At 45.3% G+C, this 16,405-nt stretch carries 14 protein-coding genes and 1 tRNA gene; all 15 read left to right on the forward strand.

The genetic code is table 11. The annotated features are described in order from the left end of the window. Position 1 precedes the first annotated feature (1 nt). The 15 genes from thpR to B3157_RS02065 all read left to right on the forward strand — a co-directional run bounded on the left by thpR (position 2) and on the right by B3157_RS02065 (position 16,394). Complete coding sequence (thpR, locus tag B3157_RS01995; protein WP_099830662.1) at positions 2–574, forward strand: RNA 2',3'-cyclic phosphodiesterase; 573 nt, start codon at positions 2–4, stop codon at positions 572–574. Further along, on the forward strand, positions 558–1,607 hold the full coding sequence (gene recA / locus B3157_RS02000; RefSeq protein ID WP_099830663.1) for a recombinase RecA: 1,050 nt from the start codon (positions 558–560) through the stop codon (positions 1,605–1,607). The genes thpR and recA overlap by 17 nt, the downstream gene beginning before the upstream one ends. After that, complete coding sequence (locus tag B3157_RS02005; protein ID WP_099830698.1) at positions 1,607–2,044, forward strand: regulatory protein RecX; 438 nt, start codon at positions 1,607–1,609, stop codon at positions 2,042–2,044. The genes recA and B3157_RS02005 overlap by 1 nt, the downstream gene beginning before the upstream one ends. A gap of 55 nt (positions 2,045–2,099) precedes the next feature. Next, on the forward strand, positions 2,100–3,635 hold the full coding sequence (rny, locus tag B3157_RS02010) for a ribonuclease Y (RefSeq protein ID WP_099830664.1): 1,536 nt from the start codon (positions 2,100–2,102) through the stop codon (positions 3,633–3,635). Between the two features lie 44 nt (positions 3,636–3,679). Next, positions 3,680–3,755, forward strand: a tRNA-Thr gene (locus B3157_RS02015). A gap of 42 nt (positions 3,756–3,797) precedes the next feature. Continuing rightward, positions 3,798–5,189 carry a tRNA lysidine(34) synthetase TilS gene (tilS, locus tag B3157_RS02020; protein WP_214079320.1) on the forward strand — a complete coding sequence of 464 codons (1,392 nt, stop codon included), beginning with the start codon at positions 3,798–3,800 and terminating at the stop codon, positions 5,187–5,189. Positions 5,190–5,193: 4 nt separating this feature from the next. Continuing rightward, a complete protein-coding gene (gene ftsH, locus B3157_RS02025; protein ID WP_214079321.1) occupies positions 5,194–7,095 on the forward strand; it encodes an ATP-dependent zinc metalloprotease FtsH in 1,902 nt (633 codons plus the stop codon). 13 nt (positions 7,096–7,108) lie between these two features. Beyond that, entirely contained in the window at positions 7,109–7,516 is a 408-nt protein-coding gene (locus tag B3157_RS02030) for a thioesterase, FlK family (protein ID WP_214079322.1), read from the forward strand. Beyond that, complete coding sequence (locus tag B3157_RS02035; protein WP_214079323.1) at positions 7,509–8,984, forward strand: B12-binding domain-containing radical SAM protein; 1,476 nt, start codon at positions 7,509–7,511, stop codon at positions 8,982–8,984. The genes B3157_RS02030 and B3157_RS02035 overlap by 8 nt, the downstream gene beginning before the upstream one ends. Continuing rightward, a complete protein-coding gene (locus B3157_RS02040; protein WP_214059776.1) occupies positions 8,956–9,675 on the forward strand; it encodes a response regulator transcription factor in 720 nt (239 codons plus the stop codon). Before B3157_RS02035 ends, B3157_RS02040 begins: the two co-directional genes overlap by 29 nt. Positions 9,676–9,679: 4 nt before the next feature. Beyond that, positions 9,680–10,930: a sensor histidine kinase gene (locus B3157_RS02045; protein ID WP_214059777.1), complete on the forward strand. Its 1,251-nt coding sequence runs from the start codon at positions 9,680–9,682 to the stop codon at positions 10,928–10,930. Continuing rightward, on the forward strand, positions 10,927–12,228 hold the full coding sequence (locus B3157_RS02050) for a thymidine phosphorylase (protein ID WP_214059778.1): 1,302 nt from the start codon (positions 10,927–10,929) through the stop codon (positions 12,226–12,228). Before B3157_RS02045 ends, B3157_RS02050 begins: the two co-directional genes overlap by 4 nt. Before the next feature lie 12 nt (positions 12,229–12,240). Then, positions 12,241–13,914: a phosphodiester glycosidase family protein gene (locus B3157_RS02055; protein WP_214079324.1), complete on the forward strand. Its 1,674-nt coding sequence runs from the start codon at positions 12,241–12,243 to the stop codon at positions 13,912–13,914. 28 nt (positions 13,915–13,942) lie between these two features. After that, a complete protein-coding gene (gene fusA, locus B3157_RS02060; protein WP_214079325.1) occupies positions 13,943–16,015 on the forward strand; it encodes an elongation factor G in 2,073 nt (690 codons plus the stop codon). Further along, positions 15,996–16,394: a DUF503 domain-containing protein gene (locus B3157_RS02065; RefSeq protein ID WP_292588479.1), complete on the forward strand. Its 399-nt coding sequence runs from the start codon at positions 15,996–15,998 to the stop codon at positions 16,392–16,394. The genes fusA and B3157_RS02065 overlap by 20 nt, the downstream gene beginning before the upstream one ends. The last annotated feature ends 11 nt before the right edge of the window (positions 16,395–16,405 follow it).

The raw sequence follows: 16,405 nt of genomic DNA on the forward strand, positions 1-16,405 counted from the left end.
CTTGCGCTCTTTTATCGCAGTTGATACAGGCGACAGGGTTTCCGCTATGATAGACAGTATTTCGGAAAGGCTTAGAAGGATGGGGTTCAAGGCATCATGGGTTCCGGGAGTAAACTCTCACGTTACTCTTGCATTTCTTGACAACATAGAGCCGGAAAGACTCTCTTTACTGGCATCGATGTTGTCGCGTAGACTGAGAGGGTTTCCTTCATTCACTCTGGAAACTGGAGGCATAGGTTACTTCAAACATAAGGACTTGCCAAAGGTTATTTGGGTAGGAATTGAAAGAAATCAGAGTCTCATTAATCTACAGAGAGAGACGCGAGTAGTTCTTGAAGCAATGAATCTGCCTGTTGAAGATAATTTTAGACCGCATTTGACTGTAGGCAGGATGAAATTCAGTCCGCCAATGTGGCGGAAATTCTTGAGTACACTTGATAGTGAACGAGTGATATTTCCTGTTGGAGAAGCCACAATATTCGAATCGATTCTCTCCAGGGAAGGAGCTAGGTACAGAAAGGTCTTCACATGCAGCTTTGAAGGAGGACTGATTGAACATGCTGTCGAAGGATAAGAAAAACGCACTTGATAGAGCAATAAAAGATATCGAGAAACAGTTTGGCAAGGGTTCGGTAATGCTTATGGGAGATAAAGAAGATCAGAAGAGTATAGAAGTGATCTCAACCGGCTCACTTGCTGTCGACATTGCCCTTACAGTGGGGGGTTATCCAAGGGGCAGAGTAGTTGAGGTTTACGGTGCTGAATCGAGCGGAAAGACGACAATTGCCTTGCACGCTATTGCAGAAGTTCAGAGGCGGGGTGGGATAGCTGCCTTCATCGATGCAGAGCACGCTCTCGATATCCATTATGCGCAGAATCTTGGGGTGGATGTTGACAATCTCTTGATATCTCAGCCTGATTACGGAGAACAGGCTCTGGACATTGTTGATGGCCTAATCAGGTCTAGTGCGGTCGATCTAATTGTAGTGGACTCTGTTGCAGCTTTAGTGCCTCGCACCGAGATTGAGGGGGCGATGGGCGAACTGCAGGTTGGTCTTCAGGCTCGGCTTATGTCACAGGCACTTAGGAAGATTTCTGGGAACGTAAGTAGATCGAAGTGCATCGTGATTTTCATTAACCAAACAAGAATGAAAATCGGGGTAGTCTACGGTAATCCTGAAACAACAACCGGGGGTGTCGCACTGAAATTCTATGCTTCGGTAAGACTTGAGGTTAGGAGGGGCAGTGCTATAAGAGAAGGGAACACAGTTCTTGGAAACGAGACAACCATTAAAGTTGTGAAGAACAAAGTTGCCCCGCCATTTCGAGAAGCCAAGGTTGACATAATTTACGGGCAAGGGATCGAGCATGCAAACGAGCTATTCAATCTTGCGGTTTCTGAGAACATGATAGATAGAAAGGGAGCATGGTACGCTTACATGACTCCTGATAATAGTGAAGTAAGCCTTGGGCAGGGCAAGGCCAATGGAGTAGAATTCTTGAAGGAAAACCCTGAGCTGATGCTCGAGATTGAAAACAGGCTAAGGACGAAGTTTGGTTTGCCGCTCCTGGAAGTCAAGAAAGAGGAGAAGGAAGACGACAAGTGATGGGTTCAGATCCAATGAAAGATGCTTTGAGATATTTGAAATACAGGTTGAGGTCAAGAAGGGAAATCGAAGTACAGCTCTTCAAGAAGGGGTATTCTGAGAAAGAGATCAAAGAGGTCATTGAAAAGCTGGAAGAGCAGGGCTTAGTTAACGACGGCATTTTCGCCAGACTCTATGTAAGCGACGGACTGAATGTGCATTACAAAGGCCCGTTCAGGCTTCGACAGGAGCTTCTTGGGTTAGGAATCTCAGAAGAGGTAATTGACGATACAATTAAATTAGAACTGGACAGTTGCGACTTGAAAGAGATTGGAAAAAGAGCTGCGGGCAACACAGAATTGACTGATCCTGATAAGATAAGAAGAAAACTCTACAGAAGAGGGTTTTCCTCTTCGATAATCGATGAGATTATTGAGGAGATCAAAGAGAAATCATGAAGGGAGGGAGCTGGTTTCCTCGAAGGCTAGGTGAAAGGACCAGCGATGAGAAACTATGATGCTACTGATTGGTATAATAGCCGGCCTGGCAGCGGGTATTGCGCTGGCTTATTTTATACTCACCCCTTTGGCTGTGAAGAAGGCAAAGGATGAGCTTGAGCTTCAACTGAAATCCGCAAAACAGGATTCAGAGTCGATAATCAAGAGGGCTCAGGAAGAGGCGGATCATCTTAAGAAGAAGGCACTCTTAGAAGGCCGTGAAGAACTCCACAGGCTTCGTGAGGAGCAAGAGAAGGATTTCAAGAGAGATCGAGAAGAACTGAAGCAATGGGAAGAAAGGATTTCCAGAAGAGAAGATAACATCGATAAAAAGGAAGAAGCTATTGAGAGGACTCGACAACAGTTGGATATCGAAAGGGCTCGTGTTGAAGAGATGAAAGAAGAAGCAGAGAAGAAACTGTTCAGCCTTGCCGACCTTTCGATGGAGGATGCCAGAGAGATAGTCCTGAGGAGAGCTGAAGAAATCTACGAACATGATCTTGCTCAGAAGCTTAAGGAGATGAAAGATCACTACGACGAAGAAGGCAATCGATACGCCAAATGGGTAATCGTCAACTCAGTCCAGCGCTATGCGGCAGATTATACGGGCGATATAACTGTAAGCGCGGTAAGCCTTCCTTCCGATGAGATGAAGGGAAGGATCATAGGCAGAGAGGGAAGGAATATCAGAGCATTTGAGAAGTTGACCGGTTCGGATCTCGTGATCGATGATACACCTGAAGTTGTTGTGGTATCCTGTTTCAATCCTCTTAGGAGGGCGATCGCAAAGATGACACTGGATAGGCTCGTTGAAGATGGAAGAATTCATCCTGCTAGGATTGAGGAAATGTACGAAAAGTCAAAAAAGGAGATCTACAGTGAAATAAAAGAAGCGGGTCAGGAAGCTTTGATGAAAGTAGGTATTCCCTCGATGCACCCAGAGCTTGTCAAACTACTAGGAAGGCTTAAGTTCAGGACGAGTTACGGTCAGAACGTATTGCAGCACTCTGTTGAGGTTGCTCATCTTGCGGCTCTAATGGCTTCCGAACTGGGTTTGAACATTGACAAAGCGAAGAGGGGGGCGATCCTTCACGATATTGGAAAGGCAATTGATCACGAAGTTGAGGGATCTCATGCGATTATTGGGGGAGAGATTGCCAAGAGGTACGGGGAAAAGGTTCAGGTTGTCAATATGATACAGTATCACCATGGTGAGACGGAGGCTTTGACCCCTGAAGCGGTTCTTGTGGCCGCCGCAGATGCTGTATCTGCTTCAAGGCCAGGAGCTAGAAGGGAGTCGCTTGATATGTATATTAAACGACTTGAAAACCTGGAGAACATTGCGACCGGATTCAAGCATATAGAAAAGGCCTACGCAATTCAGGCAGGGAGAGAGATTCGGGTAATTGTAGAGCCAGAAAAGGTTGATGATCTGCTGGCCGAGAAAATGGCCGTAGATATTGCCAAGAAAATTGAAGAGGAACTCGAATATCCCGGTGTTATTAAGGTGACTGTTATAAGGGAACGAAGAAGCGTCTCTTATGCGTCATGACAGATTGACATAGGAAAAGCGGTGATATAGAATTGGAACCAGGTGCCAACGTAGCTCAACCGGTAGAGCGGCTCATTCGTAATGAGCAGGTTGGGGGTTCAAGTCCCTTCGTTGGCTCCAGATGCGCCCTTTACGGGCGCATTATTATTGGTGGTGGTGCAAATGAGTGATTTCGAGAAGGAAGTCCTCGAATTCATCAAGAAATGGGACCTAATAGAAAGTGGTCAGAAAATTCTTGTAGCAGTTTCTGGAGGGAAGGACTCAATGTGTCTTCTCAATGTTCTGATAAATCTTAAATCGGAGCTGGGAATAGACCTCTTTGCCGCAAATCTCGACCATGGTCTTCGAAGGAAGGGACCCGTCGAGGAAGCAGGTATGATTGGCGATTTCTGTCGGGCGCGGTCGGTACCCTTCTTTCACGAAAGACGAGATGTTAATGAGCTTTTGAAAAAGAGGCGCGGTTTGTCGATAGAGTCTGCGGCGAGGGAAGTAAGATATGTTTTTCTGAGAGAAGTTAAGTTGTCTATCGGTGCAGATTTAATCGCCGTAGGGCATAATCGAGACGATCTTGTAGAAAATATCCTGCTAAGAATCGTGAAGGGAACTGGCATGAAAGGCGTGATTGGACTGCGCCCGTTAGGTGGCGATTTGATAAGACCTCTGCTATTCAGCGATATGCAACGTATTATAGATTATGTTACAATTAACAGGGTTACATTTATGGAGGATGAAACCAACTCTGAGGATGATTTTGAGCGCAATTACGTTCGTCTGAGAATCATTCCGGAGCTTAGAAAGATAAACTCAGCACTTAATGAGGCCGTGTGGAGGTTCTTTGAAAACATCAATGATGGATATGCACTGATCCATGAAAGGGTTGAAGAGGTTCTGGAGCAGATCGAATTCGCAGACGGTGTTTTTTTTGTGGAGGCCTTGAAGCTTAAAGAAGTTGAAAGGGCCGTTTTGTTGGAGATGGTGAGAGAGATCGTTTCTATTCTTAGTTCTGACAAGTATCCACCCTCCAGAGAGCGAGTTGTTGCCTTTTTCGATCTCCTGATTTCTAGTAGAGGAGGGTGGACTGTTGAGTTTAGAGAAGATATCAAGGCCTCGAAGATTGGCAGATATGTCTTCTTCTACGGGGGAGAACTTAGATTCAAGCGGATCGAAAGGCAAAGTATAGACTCTCTCCCTTTCAGCCGTGAACTAGAAGGATGGAAGATTTCCCTGGAATGCAACGAAGAAATTCCGGAAGCGATGATCGAAAGATTGGACGGTGCCTTTAATAGCATATGTTCGAGCGATAAGCTCTCCTTCCCTTTGAGCTTGCGGCCGATGGATGAAAGAGACAAGATCATCCCGTTTGGAATGTCAAGAAATAAGAAAGTTATCGATGTAGTTACAGAGAAAGGTTTGAAGGGCTTCTCAAGCAGAATTATGGTTCTTGAAAACGCTTTTGGAGATATCCTCTGGATTCCAGGTGTTGTCACGAGCGAGCTTTGCAGAGTTTGCCCCTCCAGTCTCGACAGCGTAGTTTTTTGCCTTGAAAGGAGGTAGTTCTGTGGATCAAAAGCCCAAGATTGGAATGATTCTCTTCTATGTTGTTTTGGGTATATTCCTGCTAATTGCACTCAGGGGCCTATATCCAACTGAGACAAGTGTTGTAGTTCCCTACACTAAGTTTTTGGATGACTTTAATAATATTATTGATATAGTTGTTTACGATAATGGAAAAGTCGTGTACATAACAGGAGACAACCCCAGAAGATCGCTTGAGACGTATGTCCCCTCTCAGACTCTTATGACTCAAACTTTTCAGAATCACATAGACCGATTGGCGGAGAGAGGAGTAAACATCACATTCGAAAGAGGAAGCGATTCTCTCTTCTGGGTGAATCTTCTTGGAACTATGATTCCTCTTGCAGTAATCGTATTCATCTGGTTCTTCTTGATGAGATCTATGTCTGGCCGCAATTCACAGGCCTTCACATTCACTAAGAGTCCGGCAAAGAAATATGTCAACACTGACAAACATGTGACTTTCAAGGATGTTGCGGGAGTTGAGGAGGCCCAGCAGGAGCTAGCCGACATTGTCAGTTATTTGAAGGATCCCTCGGTGTTCACGGAAACAGGGGCAAGAATGCCCAAAGGTATATTATTGGTGGGTCCTCCGGGAACGGGGAAGACGCTCCTTGCAAGAGCTGTGGCCGGAGAAGCAGGGGTTCCCTTCTTCTTCATAAGCGGATCGGACTTCGTCGAACTCTTCGTTGGAGTTGGAGCGGCAAGAGTTAGGGATCTTTTCACTCAGGCTAAGTCTTCAGCGCCTGCGATTCTGTTCATTGATGAAATTGACGCCGTGGGTAGGCACAGAGGAGCAGGACTCGGGGGCGGCCATGACGAGAGAGAGCAGACGTTGAACCAGATTCTTGTCGAAATGGACGGATTTGATGCTAGGACCGGAGTTGTAGTTATTGCGGCCACGAACAGACCAGATATTCTGGACAAAGCTTTGCTGCGCCCAGGTAGATTTGACAAGAAAATCTCAGTTGATCCGCCAGATCTGAAAGGAAGAACAGAGATCCTGAAGATACACATGCGAGGTAAACCTATAGACCCTGAAGTTGATGTCCAGCTGCTTGCCAGGAGAACTCCAGGGTTTGTTGGAGCGGACCTGGAGAATCTGATCAATGAAGCGGCAATTCTCTCTGCTAGAAAGAAGAAGAAGATGATTGGAATGGTTGAACTTGAGGAAGCTATCGATAGAGTTCTTGCGGGACCGGCTAAGAGATCTCGGAGAATAAACGATCGTGAGAAGAAGATACTTGCCTATCACGAACTAGGACATGCCGTAGTCGGTCTGATTCTTCCAAAAGCCTTTCCTGTGCACAAGGTTACAATAATTCCTCGCGGCACTTCGATTCTCGGCTTCACGGAAAGTCTGCCACTAGAGGACAGGTATCTAATAACTAAGTCTGAGCTGATAGACAATATGGCTCAGGCCCTGGGTGGAAGAGCGGCGGAAGATCTGGTGTTTGGCGAGATTACCACTGGTGCTGCAAGCGATTTGGAAAGAGCAAGTGCGATGGCCCGGAGTATGGTCACTCAGTTTGGAATGAGTGAGAGATTGGGACCAATCGCTTGGGGCAAAGAGGAAGAGGAAGTATTTCTCGGAAGAGAGCTCACAAGAATGAAGAACTATTCTGAAGAAATTGCCAGTGAGATAGATTCAGAGGTTAAGACAATAGTTCTGACGTGCTATGAAAGGGCGAAGAGAGTTCTTTCGGATTACAGGAAGAAACTGGATGAAGCGGCCGACTATCTTCTTCAGAAGGAGACGATTTCCGGCAAAGAACTGGCCGAAATCCTGGGACTTGAAACCGGCAACTATTATAGAGATGATATTGAGACTGTAGAGGTTGCTCCTGGGGCGACAGCAGGCGATCCCGAGATCACAAAGGAGTAGAGGTGAAAGCGAAATGTTGGATTTTGAGCGGCTGAAGTCGCTACAAGGTAAGACTTTCACGCTAGCAGTTACTCCGTCGGATGTTTCGCTTAGGTGGTCGGAACGGTATGACTTTGAACTATTGAACCTGCTGTCGACTAGTGGTTTGATGAAGATTATCCATAACTGCGGCCATTCACTGATCTCCGATTTTGAGTCAGAATCGTTGATTTCAGTGGTTTCCGAGACCTTTGTCAGGCATCAGTCTCCGATATTGATGGAAAGAGAGATGGTTGTCAACATAAAGATCGAATCTGTCTCCGACAATGCTGAAGTCTGCTTTTCGGGGTCAGTTACTCAGCTTGGTTCTGAAGCTGGTTCTTTCGAGTTTTCGCGTAAATTCATATCTGCTGATTTTCTCAGGAGAGTTTTTAGTGCGTAAACCGAGAGACAAAAGAAGCTGGAGTGAGTACGAGCAAGTCTCGAGTTTGAAATTCAGAGAGCGGTTTGTTAGGGAAGTAAGTGGATTTGGCGATGTTAGGGTAGCGCTTATTTACCCAAATTCGTACGAAGTAGGAAGTGCAAGTCTGTCTACGCACGTTTTGCTGAGAAAGCTTAACGAATTAGGCAGCGTGAGGGCTGAGAGGTTCTTTTACAATAAGGACTTCCTGAAGTACTATTCTTTTGATTCACTCACGCCGCTTGACGAGTTCAAGATTTGGGCTTTTTCTGTTCACTTTGAGCTTGATTTAATGAACGTCTTTGACATTCTTAATAAGTTTTCTGTTCCACTTAGAAAAGAGGAGAGAAATGAGTTTCACCCGGTGATCATTGCTGGTGGAGCCATGACTTACTTCAATGATAACCTCCTCACAGAAGTTGCCGATGTGGTTCACAGGGGAGACTTAAGTGAGGAGTTCCTTGATGGTCTATCCGCTGTTGACCACTGGATGCACAGAAAGGAGATAATTGCTTCTCTAGAGACGGAACATGTGACTCCTTTCTTTTCTGATGTTCTTGGTGAGAGCGTATTCATCAGTCCCGATTCAGTATTTGGAGACCGGTACCTAATTGAGGTAGGCAGAGGATGCTTTAGAAAGTGCAGGTTTTGTGTGGCTGGTCACAGATACGGAAGACCAAGATTCAGAAAGTCTGATGAGGTATTTGACTTGATGGATTCTGTAGCTGACTTCACGAATAGATTTGGACTTGTGGCAGCAACCGTTACTGACTATCCGGGTATCGATGAAGTAGCCGAACACTGTATTGAGAAAGGGTACGAATTATCAGTTTCTTCTCTTAGGCTCGATTCCGTTTCGGATACTCTAATGAAGTCACTCAGATTGTCCAATCAGAGTATTTTCACTATTGCCCCAGAAGGTGGAAGCCAGAGAATGAGAGATGCCTTTGCTAAAGGAATAAGCAGAGGAGATATCCTCAGCGCTTTGGAGCTAGGCAGAAAGCACGGTTTCCGTAGAGTGAAGATGTACTACATCTATGGAGCCGTCTTTGAAAGGCGTGAGGATAGACAAGAGATAGCCGAGATGGCGTTACAGGCTTCAAGCATGGGTTATACAAGTGTGGTTCTTAGTTTGAACCCTTTGATTCCGAAACCGGGTACTCCATTTGAAGAGATGCCGATGGAGTCTCTAAGCGGACTGAGAAAGTACGAGAAGGAGATCAGATCGGAGTTGTTGGTTGAGGGCGTAAAGCTTGATTTCGAGAGTTTGAAGGAATCTCAAGTTCAGTTTGCGCTTGCGAATATCGATAAGAGTCATTCCCGGGAGCTATTGGCACACGTGGAGCGTGGAGTTGATCCAACACCTATTCTGAAAAAATATGCAGAGGAAGTGAATTCGAAACGGAAGGAGTGGAAGAAGCATGGCAAAGAAGAGTATTCTGGTTGTTGACGATGAGCCTTCGATCGTGGAACTCCTTACTTTTAACTTGAAAAAGGAGGGCTATAACGTCCTGAAAGCATATGATGCTGAAGAAGCGCTTAAGATCGCCGAGGACAATGAAACTGATATGTTCATCGTTGATATTATGCTTCCAGGAATGGATGGGTTCGAACTGGTCAGAAACCTGAGAGCAACCGAAAAGTTCAGACAGACACCTGTTATATTCTTGAGTGCTAAGAGCGAAGAATTCGACAAGGTGTTGGGACTCGAGCTCGGAGCAGACGACTATATTACCAAGCCTTTCAGCGTGCGAGAAGTTCTGGCTAGAATAAGAGCGGTTTTCAGAAGGATTCAGCAGAGCGCACAGGCAAAAGAAGAAAGGCCAAAGAAGATACTTGCGAGAGACCTAGAGATCGATACCGAGAAATACGAAGTAAGGGTAAAAAACCGAATGGTCAGCCTTACTCCTCTGGAATTTGAACTTCTAAGATTCCTGGCAGAAAATGAGGGCAAAGTCTTCAGTAGAGACGTTCTCCTGGACAAGCTGTGGGGATATGATTACTACGGTGACACAAGAACAGTTGACGTCCATATTAGACGCCTAAGAACTAAGATCGAAGAAGATGCCTCTAATCCAAAGTACATAATCACTGTTAGGGGTAAAGGTTACAAGTTCAGAGATCCTGGAAAGGAAGATTGATCCGTTGTTCTATGCTGTCCTCGCTACTGTTGCGGTGATAGCTTTTCTCTTCTTGATTCTGTTCAGGCATGAAAGACAGAAAAACGAGAGATTAGAAGCCGCCAAAAGGCGCTTTGCGGACCTTGTAGAAGTTCCGAGAAGCGCCGAGTTTATTTTCATCTATAAGAAGGTTCAGCAGCTTGTTTCGAGCATTAAAGAGGAAGTAACTTCTTTAAATGCAAGAATCGAAGATCTTGTGACGATTTTTGATAATCTGAGTGATGCCTTCTTGATAGTATCAGAGGATGGAAGGATTGATTACGCTAATAAAGCCGCGCAAGAGCTTTCGAGCAAGAAGCTAATTGGAAGGAAGATAAGTGAAGCGATAGACAATTATTACATTGGCGATTTGTTTGAAGATTCGGTAAGAACTAGAGAGAATCAGGAATCTGAGATAACGATCTACTACCCGAAGAGAACGATAAGAGAGTGTAAGATTATGAGAGTCTCCCTGAAGAACGATGTGAGATATCTCATTCTTCTTAGGGATATTACCAAGGAGAAGGAAGTTGAGGCGATGAGAAGGGATTTCGTTGCCAATGTCTCTCATGAGCTTAGAACACCGCTAACATCTATTCATGGATATGCTGAAACGCTTGCAGAAGATGATCTTGAGGACAAAGACACAGTTTACAGATTTCTTTCAATAATCGAAAACGAATCGGCAAGAATGACAAGATTGATAAACGATTTGCTTGACCTTGAGAAACTCGAATCGGGCGAAGCCTCCTTCAGCAAGGAGGACGTAGAGCTCGGAGAAGTCGTCAAATATGTTATTCGAATTGTCGATCCCCTTGCAGGTGAGAAGGGTGTTACAGTAAATGTTGACGTAGAAGAAGGGATTTTTGTAGAAGGAGATTTCGATAGACTTGTTCAACTTCTTCTGAACCTGATCGATAATGCCGTTAAGTACACCTCCGCTAAGGAGCACGGGCCTAGAGAGATATGGCTAAGATCTTATGCTCAAAACAACCATGCAATGATTGAAGTTGAAGACACGGGTGTTGGAATACCTGAAGACTCTCTGAAGCACATATTTGAAAGGTTTTACAGGGTTGATAAGGCCCGATCAAGAAAGATGGGTGGTACAGGTCTTGGATTGGCTATTACACGCTTTATAGTCGAAAAACACGGCGGAGTAATTTCCCTTGAGAGCGAGTATGGTACAGGAACGATTCTGAAAGTTAAGTTACCACTGAAGAAGGTGTTTAAATGAGAACTTACGACATAATCATCAAGAAGAGAAACGGCTATTCCAACACTAGAGATGAACTACGATCGCTGATACGGGGTTTTGTAGATGGCAATGTTCCAGACTATCAGATGGCGGCGTGGTTAATGGCCGTGTATTTCAATCATCTTGATGCAGAAGAAAGACTTTGTCTGACAGAGATCATGACTGACTCAGGAGAAAAGATCGATCTTTCGTCCATTAGTGGCACAAAAGTCGACAAACACTCTACCGGAGGAGTGGGCGACAAAGTGACTCTGGTAGTTGGACCGATCGTTGCGGCAGCAGGATTGGTTTTCGCAAAGCTGTCGGGAAGAGGTTTGGGTCACACAGGAGGAACGATCGACAAACTGGAATCGATTCCTGGCTTCAAGACTTCACTTGATATTGATGAATTCAAGCAGCAATCAGAACGAATAGGAATTGCTCTTGCTGGTCAAACCGCACAGGTAGCCATCGCTGACAAGAAGCTCTATGCTTTGCGAGACGTTACGGCCACAGTTGATGAGATTTCACTAATCGCCTCAAGCATAATGAGCAAGAAACTAGCTATCGATTCCGATGGAATTCTTCTTGACGTCAAGATCGGTTCGGGCGCCTTCATGAAAGACCTTGAAGAGGCTAAAGAACTTGCGTTGGCGATGATAGACATTGGAAAAAGGAAGGGAAGAACCACGAAGGCTGTGATAAGCGATATGAACCAGCCACTGGGAATCGCGGTAGGAAACTCGCTTGAGGTAGTGGAAGCAATAGAAACTCTTAAAGGGAAAGGTCCAAATGATTTCAGCTCACTTTGCAGAGTGATTGCAAGCCAGATGTTGGTAGTTGGTGGTGTTGCAGACGAAGATGATGCACAAGTAATCGTTGATCGCATGATCGACTCTGGTGAAGCCATCGAAAAGTTCAACGAATTCGTAGATGCTCAAGGAGGGCCAAAGGATTTCTCGGAGAACTATGAGAGTTGTTTTGACAGGGCCGCCCTCATCGAAGAGGTTAGATCTCAGGTGAGCGGATATGTGAAATCGGTTGATGCCGAATCAATTGGATTGATCTGCATGAGGCTTGGCGCAGGGAGAGAACGAAAGGAAGATAGAATAGACCCGGCTGTGGGTTTGAGAGTTCTTAAGAAGATTGGAGACAGAGTTGAGAAGGGGGAAACGATCGCCATAGTCTATGCTAATCAAAGGGATAGGTTTGAAAGGGAAACTGTAGCAATTCGCGACTGTTTTTGTGTTTCAGAGGAGAGAGTGCAGGCTCCTCCGATAGTCTACGAGGTACTGTAGGGAGTGCATTCAATGAGACGTATCCTGTTCATTTGTTTCCTGCTAATTTCATTGGTAACTTCAGCAAAGAATCTGATCTACCTTGACGATAGAGGACAGACAAGGGTCTTCGCCGATGCGGTAGTTGTTGAGCGTTCAATGGATTTCGTAAAACTGGACATAATTGGTGAGTTGATAAGGGGGATAGTTGTTTCTCAGTCTCTTCGCCAAGAAGAGACGATAATGATTCTTCCGTCAGGGATTATCGTCTCACTTTCACATGAGACAAAAAGAGCAACCGTGGAGTTTGGAAGCGAATTTGAGAACTCACTTATTATCAGAGATAGCAAGGTTCTAGTCAACGCAGAGTTGCTTGCAGCTATTACAGACAAATCTTTCTTCAGCGAAGCAGAGGCGCTGATCCTCTATTCTCAGCCGGTAACTGTGAAGGGTATTCAAAACACACAGGAAGCGATCTATGTGACCCTTGATAGAGATGTTCTCCCGGACTTTTTCACAATTTGGTGGACCGGAAGCGGATCACTTGCCCTCACTCTGAAGCCTGCGAAAGTAGATCCATTTCTTTCATACGAAGGGATGTCTGTGACGACCGGGAGGGGATTTGTGAAAATCTCTGCTGAGAAACCGTGGTCGGACGTTGAGTATGAGATCAAAGGAATGACGCTGATTATTAGAGGTAAAAGTGGTATGGGAAGAACAATACAGCAGGAGGCCAGCTTAGATTTCGACCTAAACGTATTCGAGTCTTACTCGGGCGGCCAGAAGTTCACAATGTCTTATCTCGAAATAGACGGCTCGAAGTTCTCTTTTGGAGTTGAACTCGCTAACAATGAAATTGCAGGTCTTGAGAAGGCAACGGATACTCTGAAAAGAAGCGGTGCAGAGATAATGATTAATGGCGGATACTTTGATCAGAATCATAATCTACCAATAGGTCTCCTTGTTCGAGATGGCAAAGTGCTAGGCCTTCCAACTCTCGGAAGACCGGCGATTTACTTCACTGAAGGTGGTGAAGTATATGTTTCAAGAATGGATGTATTCTACACGGCCAAGTTTGGAGACCGTTTTCTTCAAATCACGGGAGTTAACTCTCCGTATAGAGGAGAAGCCGTCTTGTACACAGATGAGTATCGAAACAGTATCCCTGATTTTGATGACTTCACCTATCTTGTAATAAGGGATGGCATGGTTACCAAAAAGGGTTTCGTATCCCGTGTGGAGAAGGGTTCAGATGTGTTGGTTCTTTCGCCATCTTCCGTACAGAAGATAGGGAACAAGGCTTCAGTTGGAGAATTTGTTTCATTTGAGTTGTTGAATTCATATGGGAAGAAGGTAACAGGAGCTGTTGAAGGTGGTCCGATGATAATACATGGAGGCGAGCCTGTAACCAGTTACGAGCGAAACTACTATTCAGCATCTCTACTGGATGTCAGAGCTCCAAGAACGCTTGTTGGAGTCAAAGAAACCGGAGAAGTTGTTTTCATCGTAATTGATGGCTATCAGCAGACTAGCTATGGCTTAACCTTCAAAGAGATGATAGAATTCTTCAAAGACAAGGGATTTGAATCCCTCATGTGTCTTGATGGAGGGAAGTCATCGATACTATCTGTCAATGGTGAAATAATCAATTCGCCGTCCTCGGGAGTGCCTTCTCTTCCAGTAATTATAACTGGATCGCGAAAGTAGACTGAAATAGATTTGGAGGTGGTCAGATATGGACAAGATTCCTGTCGATGCCAAGAGAGACATTACACTAATTGGGCACCACGGGTCTGGAAAAACTCAAATTGTTGATGCGATGCTTTATAACGCTAAGTTGATTGATCGTATAGGCATCCTTGCAACCGATTCTGAAGAAGTTGAAAGAGAGAAGAAAGCAAGTTTCTCAATGGGGGTAACAAGTGTTCCCCACAACGATAGCAGGATATACGTCATCGATACTCCCGGTATGTCGGACTTCTATGCTGAAACTGCAAACGGAATCTTAGTGTCAGAGAACATCGTGGTGGTAATAAATTCTACTGCCGGGATTGAGATACAAACCGAAAGGTTTGGTTCGGTCGCCAAAGAGCATGGAAAAGGGATAATTGCATTCTTCAACATGCTGGACAAAGAGAGGTCCGGTTTCGCAGATACACTCGCCGATCTAGGAGACACCTTTGAGAGAACACCGGTTCTTGTGCAGCTTCCAATAGGCAGTGAAGCTGGTTTCAGAGGTCTGATTGATCTTGTGAAAATGAAGGCGTTCATTTTCGAAGATGGTGGCGTGTTCAAAGAAGAAGATATCCCGGCAGATCTCAAATCGGCTGCCGAAGAGGCTAGAACAAAAATGATCGAGGACATCGTTCAGAACGATGAGGAGCTGATGATGAAGTATCTAGAGGGAGAAACCCTCTCGACAGATGAGCTTACCTCGGCTTTCAAAAAGGCCTATCTTGCAAATGAAGTGATTCCGGTTCTTCTTGGTTCGGCAGCAAAAAATATCGGAATTTCGCAGCTACTCGATTTTGTGATCGAAGTTGGAAAGAAGCCATCAGAGACATCGCCCAAGGCAGCCACACTTCTTTCCGGAGAGAAGATAGAAGTCAACGCTACCGAAGAAGAGCCGCTTGTGGCTTACATTTTCAAGTCAGTCGTTGATCCCTTCGTTGGAAAGCTGACTTTCATGAAGATACTTTCAGGGACACTCAAACAAGGAGACACTTTCATCGTGGTTGATCAAGAATCCTTGGAGAAAGTCGGGCATGTTATGCTTCCCGAGGGTACAAAGGAGATTGAGGTAGATGAGGCTACTGTCGGGGATATCGTCAAGTTAAGTAAGCTCAAGAAGAGCGCTGCAGGTAATACGGTAGCTCACAAGGACAGACAGCTGAAACTCGAATTGCCGGAAATGCCTGAACCAATGATTTCTAAATCGATTCAGCCCAAGTCAAAAGGAGACATCGATAAGATTAGCGGAGGTCTCGCGAGACTTGCAGAGTCCGATCCTACGTTCAAGTGGGAAAACGATCCCGAAACCAATGAAACGGTTATCAGCGGTCTGGGTTCTGTGCATCTAGACATAATGATAGAGAGGCTGAAAAAACTCTTCTCCGTCGATGTCGAAGTAGGAAAGCCGAAAATCGCCTACAGAGAGACAGTGAGAAAGACCGTTGAGGCTGAGTATAAACACAAAAAGCAAACCGGTGGTCACGGTCAATACGGACACGTTCAGATCAAAATTGAGCCTAATGAACGTGGTGCCGGTTTTGAGTTCATTGATAAAATCGTCGGCGGGGTCGTTCCGAAAAACTATATCCCTGCAGTTGAGAAAGGTGTCGTTGAGGCAATGAAAAAGGGCATGCTGGCTTCTTATCCGGTAGTCGATGCAAAAGTAACGCTTTTCTACGGTTCTTACCACGATGTAGATTCTTCAGATATGTCTTTCCAGATAGCTGCCAGGCAGGCGTTCAAGAATGGTATGGGAGAAGCCAATCCGGTAATTCTTGAACCTTTGATGGATGTCGATGTCTTCGTTCCCGAAGAAGCAACAGGGGATATAATGGGTGAGATAACTTCTAGAAGAGGCAGACCGATGGGCATGGAACCTCAAGGGAAGGGCACTTCGAAAGTCGTCGCTCAGGTCCCACTTGCGGAAATGCTTGATTTTGCTAACAAGCTGAGCTCTATAACTAGCGGAAGGGGCTACTTCACCATGAGATTCAACTCTTATCAGGAGACCCCGCCAGATGTCCAGCAGAAAATCATTCTTGAACGACAGAGGGAGCTTGAAGAACAGCAGAAGTAAGGCTTTTCAGATTGACGAAGCGGGGGTTATCCCCCGCTTTCTTTTGAACGGCAGTCAAGCGCCAGATGTCATAGATTCGAGAGAACTTGGAGGAGACAAGATGCACGTAGGTTATGTGACCTATCTATTGAGACTCTACGGAATAAGCTCATTGAAGGAAAAACGGTCCATCATAAGGCCGATCCTTAGCGACCTTCGAAGAAACTTCAACGCTTCCGTTGTGGAGACGGGAAAGCACGATTCGAAGCTGGAAGCAGAGATTACCGTAAGCATGGTTGCGTGCAAAAGAAGCGAGCTGGACTCTCTATTTCAGTCTGTTTGGCAGCGAATGATCTGGAACGGTGTCGAAGTCTATGGAGAGGAAGGAGAGATCTGGTGATAACTGGAGGT

This window comes from Mesotoga sp. UBA5557, from assembly GCF_002425715.1.
Classification (GTDB): Bacteria; Thermotogota; Thermotogae; order Petrotogales; family Kosmotogaceae; genus Mesotoga.

Bases quoted from the DNA above. Each gene is read 5' to 3' on its own strand.
- B3157_RS02055 (WP_214079324.1), top strand. From the start codon at position 12,241: ATGAGACGTATCCTGTTCATTTGTTTCCTGCTAATTTCATTGGTAACT.
- B3157_RS02040 (WP_214059776.1), top strand. From the start codon at position 8,956: ATGGCAAAGAAGAGTATTCTGGTTGTTGACGATGAGCCTTCGATCGTG.
- B3157_RS02030 (WP_214079322.1), top strand. From the start codon at position 7,109: ATGTTGGATTTTGAGCGGCTGAAGTCGCTACAAGGTAAGACTTTCACG.
- tilS (WP_214079320.1), top strand. From the start codon at position 3,798: ATGAGTGATTTCGAGAAGGAAGTCCTCGAATTCATCAAGAAATGGGAC.
- B3157_RS02050 (WP_214059778.1), top strand. From the start codon at position 10,927: ATGAGAACTTACGACATAATCATCAAGAAGAGAAACGGCTATTCCAAC.
- rny (WP_099830664.1), top strand. From the start codon at position 2,100: ATGATGCTACTGATTGGTATAATAGCCGGCCTGGCAGCGGGTATTGCG.
- fusA (WP_214079325.1), top strand. From the start codon at position 13,943: ATGGACAAGATTCCTGTCGATGCCAAGAGAGACATTACACTAATTGGG.
- recA (WP_099830663.1), top strand. From the start codon at position 558: ATGCTGTCGAAGGATAAGAAAAACGCACTTGATAGAGCAATAAAAGAT.
- B3157_RS02005 (WP_099830698.1), top strand. From the start codon at position 1,607: ATGGGTTCAGATCCAATGAAAGATGCTTTGAGATATTTGAAATACAGG.